Source organism: Halorhodospira abdelmalekii (assembly GCF_016583625.1).
Taxonomy (GTDB): Bacteria; Pseudomonadota; Gammaproteobacteria; order Nitrococcales; family Halorhodospiraceae; genus Halorhodospira; species Halorhodospira abdelmalekii.
This window is the reverse complement of the sequence record NZ_NRRN01000001.1, coordinates 77269-91387: the sequence shown is the minus strand read 5'-3', so window position 1 is coordinate 91387 and position 14119 is coordinate 77269. Positions and strand designations below refer to the sequence as shown.

At 62.3% G+C, this 14119-nt stretch carries 8 protein-coding genes and 1 pseudogene; 2 read left to right on the top strand and 7 right to left on the bottom strand.

Going from position 1 to position 14119, the window contains the following annotated elements; genetic code table 11:
• Positions 1–68 precede the first annotated feature (68 nt).
• Both ilvA and CKO15_RS00400 read left to right on the top strand, forming a co-directional pair.
• Positions 69–1646, top strand: a complete 1578-nt coding sequence (gene ilvA, locus CKO15_RS00405) for a threonine ammonia-lyase, biosynthetic (RefSeq protein ID WP_200191364.1) — start codon at positions 69–71, stop codon at positions 1644–1646.
• A 233-nt stretch (positions 1647–1879) separates the two neighbouring features.
• Positions 1880–3961, top strand: a complete 2082-nt coding sequence (locus CKO15_RS00400) for an ATP-binding SpoIIE family protein phosphatase (RefSeq protein WP_200191362.1) — start codon at positions 1880–1882, stop codon at positions 3959–3961.
• A gap of 75 nt (positions 3962–4036) precedes the next feature.
• On the opposite strand, the gene CKO15_RS14460 is transcribed toward CKO15_RS00400, so the two are convergent.
• From CKO15_RS14460 to CKO15_RS14760, 7 genes and pseudogenes are all read right to left on the bottom strand, one after another.
• The gene (locus CKO15_RS14460; protein ID WP_200191360.1) at positions 4037–4921 is read right to left on the bottom strand and encodes a PH domain-containing protein; all 885 of its coding nucleotides are present in this window, start codon (positions 4919–4921) and stop codon (positions 4037–4039) included.
• Between the two features lie 98 nt (positions 4922–5019).
• Positions 5020–5460 (bottom strand): DoxX family protein, encoded by a 441-nt coding sequence (locus tag CKO15_RS00390; protein WP_200191358.1) that lies wholly within the window; start codon positions 5458–5460, stop codon positions 5020–5022.
• A gap of 250 nt (positions 5461–5710) precedes the next feature.
• Positions 5711–6643 carry a 1,4-dihydroxy-2-naphthoate octaprenyltransferase gene (gene menA, locus CKO15_RS00385; RefSeq protein ID WP_200191356.1) on the bottom strand — a complete coding sequence of 311 codons (933 nt, stop codon included), beginning with the start codon at positions 6641–6643 and terminating at the stop codon, positions 5711–5713.
• A gap of 190 nt (positions 6644–6833) precedes the next feature.
• A complete protein-coding gene (locus CKO15_RS00380; protein ID WP_200191354.1) occupies positions 6834–7103 on the bottom strand; it encodes an oxidative damage protection protein in 270 nt (89 codons plus the stop codon).
• A 251-nt stretch (positions 7104–7354) separates the two neighbouring features.
• Positions 7355–8527: an A/G-specific adenine glycosylase gene (gene mutY / locus CKO15_RS00375; protein ID WP_200191352.1), complete on the bottom strand. Its 1173-nt coding sequence runs from the start codon at positions 8525–8527 to the stop codon at positions 7355–7357.
• 63 nt (positions 8528–8590) lie between these two features.
• A complete protein-coding gene (locus tag CKO15_RS00370) occupies positions 8591–12736 on the bottom strand; it encodes a PAS domain S-box protein (protein WP_476729763.1) in 4146 nt (1381 codons plus the stop codon).
• Positions 12722–13930 (bottom strand): annotated as a pseudogene (locus CKO15_RS14760) (CBS domain-containing protein); the annotation flags it as partial. The gene CKO15_RS00370 and the pseudogene CKO15_RS14760, both read right to left, overlap by 15 nt.
• Positions 13931–14119: the final 189 nt, after the last annotated feature.

Below are 14119 nucleotides of genomic sequence, written 5' to 3'. Positions count from 1 at the left end.
CCTCCTGGCAATTTTTTTGTCACAAAAAGGGTGCGGCAATGCCCCCAAGAGCGGTATCCTCTTCAGTCATGCATGCTCATCATAATGGCCCAGAGACGGCAATCAACAACACCGATGGGGTAGAGGTGGAGTCGCAACGCAGCTACCTAGAGCGGATTCTTACCGCCTGTGTCTACGACGTTGCCATACAGAGCCCGTTGGAATCGGCCCCCATCCTCTCGGCGCGTCTCGGTAACGAGCTGCTACTCAAGCGCGAGGATCTGCAGCCGGTCTTCTCGTTTAAGCTGCGCGGCGCTTATAACCGAATCATCCGCTTACCGCAGGAGGCGCGTCAACGTGGGGTGATTTGTGCCTCGGCAGGCAACCACGCTCAAGGCGTCGCCCTTTCGGCACAGCGACTCGGCATCGAGGCGACCATCGTTATGCCGCGCACCACGCCGCAGATCAAGGTCGATGCAGTACGGCGTTTCGGCGGCGAAGTCGTCCTACACGGCGATAACTACGATGCGGCCTCAGCGAAGGCGCAAGAGTTGATCGCCAACCACGGACTGACCTACATCCCGCCCTACGATCACCCCGACGTCATTGCCGGACAAGGCACTGTCGGCATGGAGATCCTGCACCAGCACCCGCGTGATATCCACGCCGTCTTCGTGCCGGTTGGCGGCGGTGGGCTGGCCGCCGGAATTGCGGTCTACATCAGCCAGCTGCGCCCCGATATTCGTTTGATCGCGGTCGAGCCCGAGGACGCCCCGACCCTGGCGGTCAGTCTGGAGGCGGGCGAGCGCGTTGCCCTCGATAAGGTCGGGCTCTTCGCCGACGGCGTCGCTGTACGCCAGATCGGTGAGTACACCTTTCCCATACTGCGTCGTCATATCGACGATGTCGTGCTCGTCAGCACGGATGAGATCTGCGCCGCCATCAAAGACACCTTCGAGGAGACCCGCTCGATCCTTGAGCCCGCTGGCGCACTCGGCGTTGCCGGGGCGAAGAAGTACGTCGAACAGCACCGCCTACGTGGCGAGACGCTGGTGGCGATCAACAGCGGCGCGAATATGAACTTCTCGCGCTTAGCGCACGTCGCCGAACGGGCGGAGCTCGGCGAGCAGCGCGAAGCGGTGTTGGCGGTGACGATCCCGGAGCGGCCCGGCGCCTTTCGGCGCTTTTGCGAGACGATCGGTGAGCGCTCGATTACCGAGTTCAACTACCGTATGGGCGATCCCGACATTGCCCACGTCTACGCCGGTATCGCGCTCGCGCGCGGCGATGAGGAGCGCCGCGACTTAATCGATAAGCTGGAGGCGGAAGGCTATCCGGTCCTCGATTTGACACGCGATGAGATGGCGAAGGTCCACGTCCGCCACATGGTCGGTGGCCGCGGCCACGGTGTAGCCAACGAGATCATCTACCGCTTTGAGTTCCCAGAACGCCCCGGGGCATTGATGCAATTTTTGGCCAACGTCGGCGGGCGTTGGAATATCAGCCTATTCCACTACCGCAACAACGGCGCGGCCTACGGTCGGGTGCTCTGCGGCATTCAGGTCCCGGAAGACGAGCGCACGCTCTTTACTGAGTTTCTTGGCGGACTCGACTACAACTTCGCTGAGGAGACCGACAACCCTGCCTATAAGCTCTTTTTGAGTTAGCCTAACACTTCGCCGCCCTTCTGCCCGACTCCTCCCTAGTGGATTCTCCGCAGCGGGCTGATCGTAGCGACAGCGAAGATAGACACCGATCAAGGCAGTGGGAGGCCGGGAAAACTGCAGCTTCTGCTCTTCATGCGGAGCGCTAAGCCACCATAGAGCGGGGGCTTCGAGTTCGAGATGCTCTTTGGTAATCCGGTAACCCACTCAATAGACCGCGGAAGGCTTGACCCCCTATGCGCCGATTGACCCTCCGTATCTTCCTGATGCTGACCGTCTCAACGGTTGCCCTCGGCGTCTTTGCCGTCACCGCTCTCTTCTCTGCGGCGCTCTACGGCAACATCCTACAGCGTCAGGCCGAACAGAACTCCAGCGCAATCGCCCAACAGACTTTTGAGTCGATGTTTCAGGTCATGCGCTTGGGCTGGGGACGAGAAGAGCTCAGCGAGTTCACCGGGGCACTGGAAAGCACCTATGAAAAAAGCCCGACCAAGGTCAAGATCTATCGTGGCCCCCTCGTCGACGAGCTATACGGTACGATTGAAGAGGATACCAGCCCGGATTCTGCGGTCGAGCGCGCCTTTAGCGAGGGCGAAACGCTCCAGGTCCGCGACGAAGGCCCATTACTGCGCCACATCATGCCGGTCACCACTCGCGCAGAGTGCCAAGATTGCCACAGCAATGTCGAACCTGGCGACGTTCTCGGAGTCATCGAGGTGCGCCAGGACATTGCGAGCGTCTTGGCGCAGGCGCGAACCGGCTATCTCTGGCTGTTGCTCGCCGGCGCCCCCCTCGCCCTGCTGGTCGCTGCCGGAGTCGGTTACTTCACCCACCGGCGCCTGAAGCGGGCAGTCGATGAGTTCGGCGCGCAAGTCGCGCAGGTCAACGCAGTCAAGGACATCCACCGTATCGAACCGCGCAAACTCGATCTTGGGTTTCGCGACCTCAACGGCGTGATGGATCGGGTCGATGACTTGATCCGACGCCTCAAGGCGATCGCCGTCGATAAAGACATCTTGCGCACCCATCAAGACCGGCTCGAACGCGAGCAAGAGCGCGCCGAGCGTATCGTTGCCCGTGCGCTGAGCTCAGCGGCCCTCAAGAGCCCTGGGGTTCGTTACTTCTACCGCCCCGCCGCGATTCTCAGCGGCGATCTGCTGCTGGCCGAGCGGCGTCCGAACGGCAACTTGCTGGTGCTCATCGGTGACTTTACCGGCCACGGGATCGGTGCAGCAGTCGGGGTGCCAGCGGTCGCTGAGGCCTTTTACGAGCGCGTTGTGCGCGGTGTGCATCCGGCAGAGCTACTTGACCTCATCAACGAGCGGCTCTACCGCAATTTGCCGCCTGATATGTTTCTGACTGCAGCGCTGATCGAGATTGACTGCCGCAACCGTCGTCTTGGCGCTTGGAACGCCGGAATGCCGCCGCTGTGGCTGGTTCAAGAGGGGCAAATCTTCGCCACCTTCGATTCGGGCGACCTGCCTCTCGGCGTGATCGGCAACAGCGCCCCCGGTCGGCGCCAACTACGCTATCAAGAGCTACCCCCCAACAGTTACCTCTACGCCTGCTCCGACGGGGTCGTCGAGGCGGCGATCGAAGGGCGCATGTACGGTGCCGAGGGAGTCGAAACGGCCCTGCGCACGGCCCCCCCCGGAGAAGGCTTCGATCTCATCCTCAAACATCTTGAGCGGTACTGGGCTTCGACTGAGCCGAACGACGACACCACCTTGCTCGAGCTCGATCTAGAGCGGATTACCGCAGCCTTCTGCAGCAGCCCCTCCCCCGCTGCTTCCAGCGTAGCCCCCTCAGGCATCTGGCGCGCTGAACTTCGGCTCGACGCCACCACCTTAAAACGGATTAATCCTGTACCGGCCGTCATGGAACTGCTTGGCGAGCTCGGTACAGTGGAAGCCGATCGGCAAAGTCTCTATTTCATTATCGCCGAATTGTTCAACAACGCCCTAGAACACGGCGTCCTCGGCCTCGACTCGGCCCTCAAGCACGACGCCGACGGTTTCGAGCGCTACTACCGCGAACGGCTGGCAAAACTGGAAACGCTGAGCGCAGGCGAAATCTGCATCCGTATCGCCTCTACCCCCGCTGTCAGCGGCAGCGATACGCTGCTCATTGAAATCGAAGATTCGGGACCGGGGTTCGACTACGCGCCGTGGCTGGAGCGCCAACGGAGTGTGGCACAAGAGGAGACAAGCGAAAAACCAGCCGGACGCGGCATCAGGCTGGCACGGCAACTAGCCGACAGCGTAGAGTTTTTCCCCCCGGGCAACCGCGTACAAGTTCGCTACAGTGGTCAGAAATAGGCGCAAGCGCAGCGCGCCCGGGGGGGTGTCCCCCCTCTCTTGCGCCCTTGCGCCCGGGGGGGCACCCGCGTCGACTCACCGCGTTGAGAGGATCTTCCGCACCCCCTCTGGATCGACAATACCGGGCACCTTGAATCCAAAGCCATCCCTGCAAATAAAGCTCATACGCCCGTAGCCGAAGAGCTTACCCAGCCAGCCTTGGTAGACGCCGACCGCCTGAATATCGTCGCGGTCGAGCACCCGGAAGGTGCGCACGATCAAGCCAGTCGCCGCGGCCATCTGATTCTGCGTCACCTCCAACTCGGTGTTGAAAAAGATGCTCAACGCATGCGCCGCTGTTCCTGGCAAGACGATCAGATAGAGCACAGTGGCCACACCGTAGCCGATCGTGCCCAGCGGGGCCAAGGTCAACAGCAGAATTACAGTGATGACCCCGATCGTCGGCAGGAAGACCCCCCAGTGCACTTGCGCCTGGTAGACCACCTCCTCGCCGGGGTCGAGCATGCTCTCGGCCAGAGTGCCACGCTCACGGCGCGTAGAGAAGGTCAGCAGGAGCAAGATCACGACCGGCGGCAGCAACATGGTGCCGGCGACGGTCAACATGGTTCCTGCCGCCGTACCGAACCAAGCGATCCCGAGCAACAGAGAGACCGTAGCAGCGATCGCCAAGCCGGCGGCCGAGAGGTGCAAGCGGCGGCGCCAATCGATACCGTCACCGACCTTCTGGGCATCGCGTTGCGGCCACCAGCGCATCAGCGCTGCAATGACGGTCGCCGGGAAGAGCAGCACGAAGAAGAGCAGGAAGACAAACGAGCGCCCCCCCCAAAATGGGAACGAACCGACCAGCGAGACGGTCGCACCGAGCCCCAATAACAAGACCAACCAGCCGCCGAATCGGCTCCGGCGCCGCGGCGGCTCATCGTAGTCACTCGCAGGGTGATTGTGGGTCGACTCGTTCACTGCAACTCTCCTCCCTCGTGACTAGAGCCCCCACCCGCAGGCGGGGGCCACAGCAGGCAGGCGATCCGCCATCGATCCCCGCCCGTTCGTGCCGCAACTCAATAGCGCTGCCGCAGATAGTGATCGCCACTCCAACGCCCCGCACCGGCAGCGATAAAGGCAATCATCGCCCCACCGAAGAGCAACGCCAACTCGCGATCGGCAAATGGATCACCGGCGTGCGCCATAAAGGCGGCGACCAGCATAGTAATGAGAATGGAAAAGGCCGAGACCCGCGTCAACACTCCCGCGGCCAGTAGCAGACCGCCGAAAAATTCGACCACTCCGGCCGACCAAGCAAAGAGCGCCGGCGCCGGAAAGCCCAAGTCCCCAATCATGCCGATAAAGGGGTCTTGTGGGGGCACCTTGCCCAAGCCATGCCCAAAGGCCATAAAGAGGCCAGCCGCGACGCGCAGCACGGTCCAACCAGCGTCGACAGCGGCCGAAGCCGGAATATAGCCGCCAATCAGCACCTCACGGGGATTCAAGTTGCCCTGCATATGCACGACTCCTCTAACTCGCTCCCAAACAGTCACACTTACCCTGCTGGGCCTCCAAGGCTAGCAAGACCAAGTGACCACCCTACCTGCACGGCAGCCATCCATAGCCCCGCCGCCTACAGCACATACAGCACGCCGAGGCCCCACCAAGCGCCTGTAATCCAGCCAGAGCATAAAGTTCCCAGTGGGGGGCAGGGGCACGAACGCCTGGTTCGCACGGTAACGTCTCCGCGAGCTTCATTCAACCGCATCAACCGACTGCAACTGCCAGCACCAAACCCAGGGTCATCGTCACGGTAACCAAGAGTTGAAAGAGCGCTGTCCGCGCCAAACAGGAATTGTAGGTCGCCGGCTCTTCAGCATGGATCAAGGCGCGCCAAACCCTAACCCCGAGCGGCACGCCGGCCAGGCCAAGCGCCACCCCCACCCACGGGGGTCCGGCCGTAGCCACCACCAGCAGCCCCACCGTTACGAAGAGCAGAAAGCCGCCAAAGAGCCATAGCGCGCGTTCACGCCCGAGCAAGATCGCCAGTGTCCGTCGCCCGGCTCGGGCATCGCTTTGCCGATCGCGGAGATTATTCACCAGCAGCACCGCCGCCGCCGGTACGCCGACGATCAGCGCAATCAGCAGCACTTTCCAGGTGATCGGAGCGCCATAGAGGTACGCCACCCCGCCGACGGCCACCAGCCCGAAAAAGAGGATCACCACCAGCTCACCGAAGGGACCGCGGGAGATCGGCCACGGTCCGCCGGAGTAGGCAAAGGCGGCCAGCACCGAGAGCAGTCCCAGCACAACAATCGGCCACCCACCCAGATAGATCAGGTAGACACCGAGCAACAGCCCCACCCCGTAGGCGGCGAAGGCCCCCGTGAGGACCTGGCGTGGCGTCAGCCAGCCGCGTTCGGTGACCCGCAGCGGACCGACCCGCCCCGCCTGATCGGTGGCGTTGAGGGTATCGGCGGCATCGTTCTGCAGATTCGTACCGATCTGGATGATGGCGATGACCAGCGCCGCCACCAACGTGACATCGAGGCGAAGCACCCCGCTCTCGACCCAGCCGACCGCCGACCCGGCGAGCACCGGTGAGAGCGACAGTGGCAAGGTGCGTGGACGGATTGCGTACCAGAGCACCAGCGGCCAGCCGGGCCGCGGCTCTCGATTGCTCGTTGCAGTGGTCTCCATACGTGGCGGCAGCTCCTGTACTGATTGCGCGACTAGCAGGCCCCGCGAAAAACCAGGCCTTCGGTCACCGAAGTGATTGACCTTAGAAACACAGAGGTCGGGCTTCTTCGAGAGGCTCCCGAATGGTAACGACGACTGGGCGTTGTGGAGCACGCCAATGCGTCACCGGTGGTTGCCGCAGCGATCATACTCACGACTTGGGGCGGTAATCAGGCGGCGGCTCCGAACCCGGTCCGAAGAGAAAGCGCTCCATCTCGCGCTCCAAATAGCGCCGCGCTTGCGCATCGGCCGGCATCAGCCGGTATTCGTTGATGAGCATCGTCTGCTGCTGGACCCACATCTGCCAGGCCGGCTTACTGACCTGCTGCTGGATGCGCTGCCCGAGCTCGCCGGGATAGGGCGGATACTCCAGCGCCTCGGCCTCTTGCTTAAGCTTGATGCAGTGAACCGTCTGTCTCATGCCCCACCTCAGTGATCTAACGCGCTCGGGTCGGTAGCGAACTGTTTGCGCTCTGCGTTCTGCGTTCTGCGTTCTGACTCGCCGCTCAGTCTATCAAAACCGCACGGTCATCGGCGGCCAAATTGCGGCAATGCAGCAACGCCCAGCAAAGCGTGCAGACCGTGGTTCGTTTCGCGCTCTTCTTCCCGGGTCAAACAGTCAACGACTTATCTCCCCGATTTTTGTCACCTAGCGATGCTGTAGTGCCAAATTTATTGTTCAAGATCACTGGGGTAATCAGAGATATTGAACGCCGCCACCCTTCCTTCCTGGCACTCCTCCAGCAGGCGCGCGATCGGCGCCGGCAGTCCGGGGGAGGACTCATTGGACGGTCGGTACCAGCGCAGCGGCAGCGCTGCCCCCGGCTCGGCAATCCGCAACGGCTCATCGACGCGCTCTAAGCTGTGCAGGAACAGCGGATGCAACTCGAGCTCGAAGTGGGTCAATGCATGGCGGCGGACCGCCAGTTCACGGCCACGCTCGACAGGCCAACCGAAGCGCTGGAAGACCCATTGGCAGGGATCGTCGCTCAGTGCACACTCGGGCAGCGACCACAACCCGCCCCAGATCCCGGCCGCTGGACGCTGCTCAAGCAGCACCGCATCGTCGCGCTCGATAAGCAGCAGCCGCAGGCGGCGCAGTGGACGCACCCGCGGCGGCCGGGGTGCTGGCACGTCGGCGGTCCGTCCACGCTGCTGAGCCAAACAGGCAAAGGCGAGCGGACAGCGATTGCAGTGCGGCGCCCGACGCAGACAGAGGCGCGCACCGAGGTCCATGAGCCCTTGATTAAACCGTGCGCAATCGCCGTCCGGCGGCACCAAGCAGGCAGAGAGTTGCCAGAGCTGCCGCGCAACGGCACTCTGCCCAGGCCACCCAGCGATATCATCGAGGCGCGCTAAGATGCGCTTGACGTTGCCGTCGAGAATCGGCGCCGGCAGGCCGTGACCCAGCGAGCGAATCGCCCCGGCCGTGGACGGCCCGATCCCTGGCAGTGCCTGCAAGTCAGCAAGCTCGCTCGGCACAGCACCGCCCCAGCGCGCAACAATCTCGTCTGCAGCACGGTGCATATTGCGCGCTCGGGCGTAGTAGCCAAGCCCAGCCCAGTGCTCAAGCACCGCCTCAAGCGGCGCCGCTGCCAGGGCGTGTGGATCTGGAAAACGCTGGATAAAACGCTCGAAATAAGGGATGACGCTCTCGACCCGCGTCTGCTGCAGCATGATCTCGGAGATCCAGACCCGGTACGGGGTCGCCGGCTGCTGCCACGGCAGCTCGTGGCGCCCGCAGCTGCGCTGCCAATCGAGCAGACGCGCACGCAGCGCCTCGATCAGCGCCGGATCGTGCCACCGCTCTGGCACCTTGAAAGCCCTGGACTCGGGACCTACCATGCCGTGGCTGCTCCATGGTGCTTTAGGTGACTCACCGGGCGCCGAGCGGGCACCTTAGCCACTTCAACGATTGCCTTGCAGCAGCTCTTCGAGGCACTGCAAGGCCTCATCGAATGCCATCTGTTCCACATAGGTTGCTAGCGCATCACAGTCGAGCCCCTGACCGCGCAGGTAGCCAAGAGCCTCCTGCAGGGTCTCCTCCTCGATCAGTTCGCTATCCTCTAGCCGCTGGCGCAGTGCCGCTACCGCCTCCGGCGCCCCCTTAGGAGCGATCGCGGGTTCGTAAGTAAGCTCGGCGAGCACCTGCTCGGTCTCCCGAAAGGCCCGCTCAAGGTGCTCGATGAGTTCGGTGGAAACTTCTGTACCCCTTTTCAGGGCGCGATCGATCTGTTCAGCCAAGCCCTGAAGTTCCACCGCCGCTAAGGTGCCGGCCACACCCTTGAGAGTATGGGCGAGTCGACGCGCTTCCTCGTCGCGACCGGTGCGCAGGTGGTCTAGCAGATGGGCGTAGTCGCCAGTCAGTTTAGCGCGGAAGCTGCGCAGCTGCCGGAGGTAGAGGGCCTCATCACCACCGAGCTGGCGGCGACCGCGTTCAAGGTCGAAGCCGGGCAGTTCGGTGGGCAGCGCGCAGGCAGAGTTGGCTTCACCGGTAGCAACATCGGCGTGGACAGCAGCATCCGCGACAGCCTCTACACCGAGGTGAGCGAGCAGTGCGGCGTAGAGATCGGAGCTGTCGATCGGCTTGCCTAGGTGGCCGTCAGCCCCGGCCGCTGCGGCACGCCGCCGGTCTTCCTCCATCACCGCTGCTGAAAGGGCGAGGATAGGGCGCTCGTAGCCCCCTTCCCGCAGCACTCGAGTGGCCTCGAAGCCGTCCATCACCGGCATCTGCAAATCCATCAGGATCAGATCCGGGGCCTCAGCGTGCACCGCCTTAACGGCCTCGGCCCCGTTCTCTGCCGTCTCTACCGTAGCACCCGTGCTCTCCAGCAGCTGTATAGCCACCTCCTGGTTGATTTCATTGTCCTCGACCAACAACAGCCGGCGACCACTGAGATCCGGCACGCGGGCCGCAGGCTCGGCACGCTCCAAGCCCGCGCCCCCCTCGGCGCGCACCAGGGCATCGTAGAGCGCAGAGGCAGTCAGCGGCTTAGCCAGAAAGTCAGTGATCTGGCCCTCTGGGATCTCCAACTCTTCCCGGGCGTAGGCACTGACCATCAAAATCGGTGGCCGGGTCTGCTGCAATTCACCGGATTGGCGCCGGCGCTCAATCGCCTCGCAAGTCTCAGTGCCGTTCATGCCGCCAGGCATCATCCAGTCGAGCAGGATGAAGTCAAACGGCTCGCCGCGTTGCTCAGCCGCCACGATGCGTTCGATAGCGGCCTCACCACTGGCGACCTCCTCAGTGAGGTAGTCACAGTGATGGAGCAGTTCGCGCATGATCGCGCGGGCGCTCGGCTGGTCGTCGACAATCAGCACGCGGCGGCCACGGGTCTGCGGGCAGGCGATGGCCGCCCCATGGCCTTCGCCCAGCGGTAGCTCCATCGTGAAACTGAAGGTGCTGCCTTCGCCAAGGGTCGAGACCAGCGTCAGTTCACCGCCCATGGCCTCTACCAACCGCCGACTGATCACCAGCCCGAGCCCGGTGCCGCCGTACTGCCGGGTCGTGGAACTGTCGGCCTGACTGAATGGCTGGAACACCCGGGCGATCTGCGCCTCGCTCATACCGATGCCGGTGTCACACACGCAAAAATGCAGAGTGGCATGGTTAGCGGTCGAGGGTTCAACCGGTCGGATGCCCAGTTCCACTGTGCCGCCACGCTCAGTGAACTTGATGGCGTTGCTGAGCAGATTGCCGAGCACCTGAGCAAGGCGCAGCGAGTCGCCGACCAGGGTGCGCGGCAGACTGGGCGGGATATGGTAGAGGATTTCCAGTCCCCCGGCGTGTGCCTTCTCGCCGAAGAGGGTCGCCATCTGTTCGACGACGTCGGCGAGCCGAAAAGTGCGAACCTCCAGTTCCAGCTTGCCGGCCTCGATCTTAGATAGGTCGAGGATGTCGTTGAGGATGCCGAGCAGCATCTTCGAGGAGTGCTGGATCTTGCGCAACTGCTCGCGCTGTTTTTCGTTCAAATCAGTCTGCGCTAAGAGCTGGCTCAGACCGATGACCGCATTCATCGGCGTGCGGATCTCGTGGCTCATGTTGGCCAAAAACTCGCTCTTAGCACGACTAGCGCGCTCCGCTTCCTCTCGCGCCTGATCGGACTCTTGTTGAGCTTGTTTGATTTCGGTGAGATCGTCGTAGACCACAACCACTTCGCCGGAAGAGAGCCGGAAGGCACGGTTTTCCCGCCACCCGGCGATGCGCCCGTCGCCGTACTCGGCGATGGGCAGAACTTCCGGCTCGCCGCTCTTGGCCACCCGTTGCATGACCGCCAACAGTCCCATCTCCTCGACACCCGGGAAGCATTCAGTCAGTCTCCGGCCGATAACCGCCTCTCTGGGGATCTGCTCGATGCGTTCCGATGCCGGATTGAACTCCACGAACTCGAAATCCTCTCCACCCTCGACCGGCCAATAGACAACCACCCCGCTGCTCGTCTGCTCGAAGATGCCCTGAAAGCGTTCCTTGGCTTCGTGCAGGGCCTGTTCGGCCTTGCGCTGCTCGGTAATATCCAAGATGAAGCCGTCTAGATAGGCGACCTCACCCTGCTCGTCACGAATGGCGACCCCCCGCTCTTGTGCCCAACGCAGAGAGCCATCCCGATGCCGGATCCGGTACTCAACCTCCCAGGGGCGGCCCACGGCCACCGCCTCCGCGATGACCTGTTCGACCCGAGCCGCATCCGCGGGATCGATGAGCTGGGCATAGGAGACGGTGGCGTTGTCGATGACTTCGCTGGCCGTATAACCGGTCAGAGGATCGACAGCCTGGCTCATGAAGAGCATGGTCCAGTCTTTATCGTAGCGGCAACGGAAAGTGATCCCAGGGATGTTCTCCACTAGCGAGGCGAACTGGTTGCGCGCACCTTCCAACTCCCGCCGGGTCTGCTCAATATCGGAGATATCCTGAATGATCGACCAGATGACCTCGCGCCCCTCCGGCGTGGTGGTCTTAAAGCCGTGAAGCAAAACCGGGTAACGCGAACCGTCTTTGCGAATGTACTCCTTCTGGAATGGACCGTAGCGGCCAGTGCGCTCCATAGATTCGAGCACAGCCTGTTCGTCGGCCAGGTAGGCCGGCGGGGTCAACGCCCAGTAGTCGAGTTGCTGGAACTCTTCGTGATTATAACCCGTGGGTTCGAGCAGGGCCTTGTTGAAATCCAGGAACGTACCAGTGGCGTAATCGTTCATAGCGATCCCCACCGGTGCAAGTTCAAAGAGACCGCGGAACTTTGCCTCGGCAGCGGCGACCTGCTGGCGATTCTCCTCCTCCTCGGTGACGTCCCGGTTGACGCCCACTACGCGGATCGGTCTACCGGCGCCGTTGCGAATGACCTGGGCTTGACCGTGCAAGGTGCGGATTTTTCCGTCGTCGGCACGGCGAATGCCGATCTGGATATCGAAAGGGGTGGCGGAGGCTACAGCCTCCTGGAATGCAGTCACTGCCTCCTCCCGCGACTCGGGCAACAGCGCCTCAGCCCAATCAGCGAAGGAGTGACCAAAAGCGGCAGGGTCGATGCCATAGAGGCGGAACATGCCCGCGTCCCATTCGAGACGGCCGCTGATCAGGTCGTATTCCCAGATACCAAGCTCGGCGGCTGCAGTGGCCAGATGCAAGCGCTCCGTCAGCGCCTTCTGAGCCCGTTCAGCCGCTTTCTCTGCACTGATATCGCGGAATACGGCGAGGAGGAGGGTCCGCTCCTCGAACGGCAACCGGACCCCCGTTACGTGGACATCGACCAGGCTACCATCCTTGCGTCGGTGCTGGGTCCCAAACGCTTTCTGCCCGTGTGCCAGGATAGACTGGATGCACTCGTCGATCTCTTCTGACGTTTGCACGGCCTCGTAGTCGGCAATTCGCAGCTCGGCGAACTCCTCGGCGGTGTAACCCAATTGCTCATAGGCCAGCCGGTTGAAGCGCACCGGCCTACCGGTATCAGGATCGATGAGCAGAGCGGCGTCGGGATAGAGCTCAAACAGGGTGTGAAAGTGACTCTCACGCTCCTCAAGCTCTTGTCTCGACTGATACTCCTCTGTAACGTCGTGAAACAGCAGGATGGCGGAGCCATCACCGGCCAATCTTCTGGTGCGAATATCCACGACTCGCTGGGAGCCGTCCTCGGAGATGATAACTTCGCGGCCAGCGTACTCCGTCCCCGCCTGCAAAGCCCGGTGCAGCGGGCAAGCCTCAAGGGTGATCGGTTGTGAACCACTCTGGCGACAGTAGTAGCGGCCTGACTCGGCAGCTTCGCGAGCACAGCCGAAAAACCGAAAAATCGACCGCCCATCCAGGCGAGAGGCTGAGCTGCCTAGCATCTCGGCAGCGGCCGCACTCGCCCTAGTGATGGTGCCATCGGCATTGAGGGCCAGCAGACCACCAGGCACCTCTTCAGCTAAGGTCTCTAGCTCGCGGTTTTTCTGCCGCAACGCGGCGTTGAGTCTATCCAGCTCGCTCTGGTGATCCTTCAGCAGAGTAAACCACTGGTTGTAGTAGAGGTTGACCAAATCCTTTTGGCCGATCACCCCGCTGAGACGACCGTTGGCATCGACCGCCACCACTCGCTTGATGCGCCGTTCGCGGCAGAATGTAAGTGCCTCGGAGACACTGGTTCCCTCATCAAGGGTCAGCACGGGACGGGTCATACACGCTTCGACCGGGGTCGCCGGGTCGGTTCTGGCGTCTAGCAGAGTGACGATATCGCGCTGGGTAAGGAGCCCGACGGGACGCTGCGCATCGACGATGATCGCGGCATCACGGTCCTGATCGGCCATCCGTGCCATCGCATGGTTTAGCGCCAAATCCGGGGCCAGTTCCAAGGTCTTAGCGCTGTACAGCAGTTCTCCAAGATTCTGGCTCTGAGCCAGAGCCTGGGGATCGAGGCTACCAGCTAGGTCGCTGTAACTGACGATGCCGCAGAGCGCACCGTTCTCATCCTCAAGGCAGATGTGCTCACTGTGGTTACGGATCGCTTTGAGACCATCGAGCACCGAGGCATCTGGTGCCAACGCGGTCGCCCAAGGCAGATCCAGCGCATCGAGCGGAGTTTGGAAGTCGTGTCCCTGCGCCTCTAGGGTCAGCAACATTGAGGAGAGAAAGAGGCGATAACCCCGGTCGTCGACCACCACGACATTACGGATATTGCGGGCCTTCATTGTCCGCACCGCATCGGCGACGGTCGCCGTGGGCGGCAAACAGACCACCTCGGTGGTGGCAATGGTGCTGATTGCGGGAAAGGGCAGGGTCATTGGGGCACGGGGTCGGTGGGCGGCAATCCTACCGTCTTCTGGGGCGAGCGGACCATTTTACCACTAACGGAAATGTGGAAAAGATCCGCCGCTAACCCTTTGATACATAAAGGCCCTATGGCTTTCTACTGCAAGTGGTTCTGGCAGTTGGTAACAGGATCTCAGCGACCGGAGCCCTTGGAGGCTCGA

Coding starts and splice junctions, on each gene's coding strand:
- CKO15_RS00380 (WP_200191354.1), bottom strand. CDS start 7,103: ATGAGACAGACGGTTCACTGCATCAAGCTTAAGCAAGAGGCCGAGGCG.
- mutY (WP_200191352.1), bottom strand. CDS start 8,527: ATGGTAGGTCCCGAGTCCAGGGCTTTCAAGGTGCCAGAGCGGTGGCAC.
- menA (WP_200191356.1), bottom strand. CDS start 6,643: ATGGAGACCACTGCAACGAGCAATCGAGAGCCGCGGCCCGGCTGGCCG.
- CKO15_RS00390 (WP_200191358.1), bottom strand. CDS start 5,460: ATGCAGGGCAACTTGAATCCCCGTGAGGTGCTGATTGGCGGCTATATT.
- CKO15_RS00400 (WP_200191362.1), top strand. CDS start 1,880: ATGCGCCGATTGACCCTCCGTATCTTCCTGATGCTGACCGTCTCAACG.
- ilvA (WP_200191364.1), top strand. CDS start 69: ATGCATGCTCATCATAATGGCCCAGAGACGGCAATCAACAACACCGAT.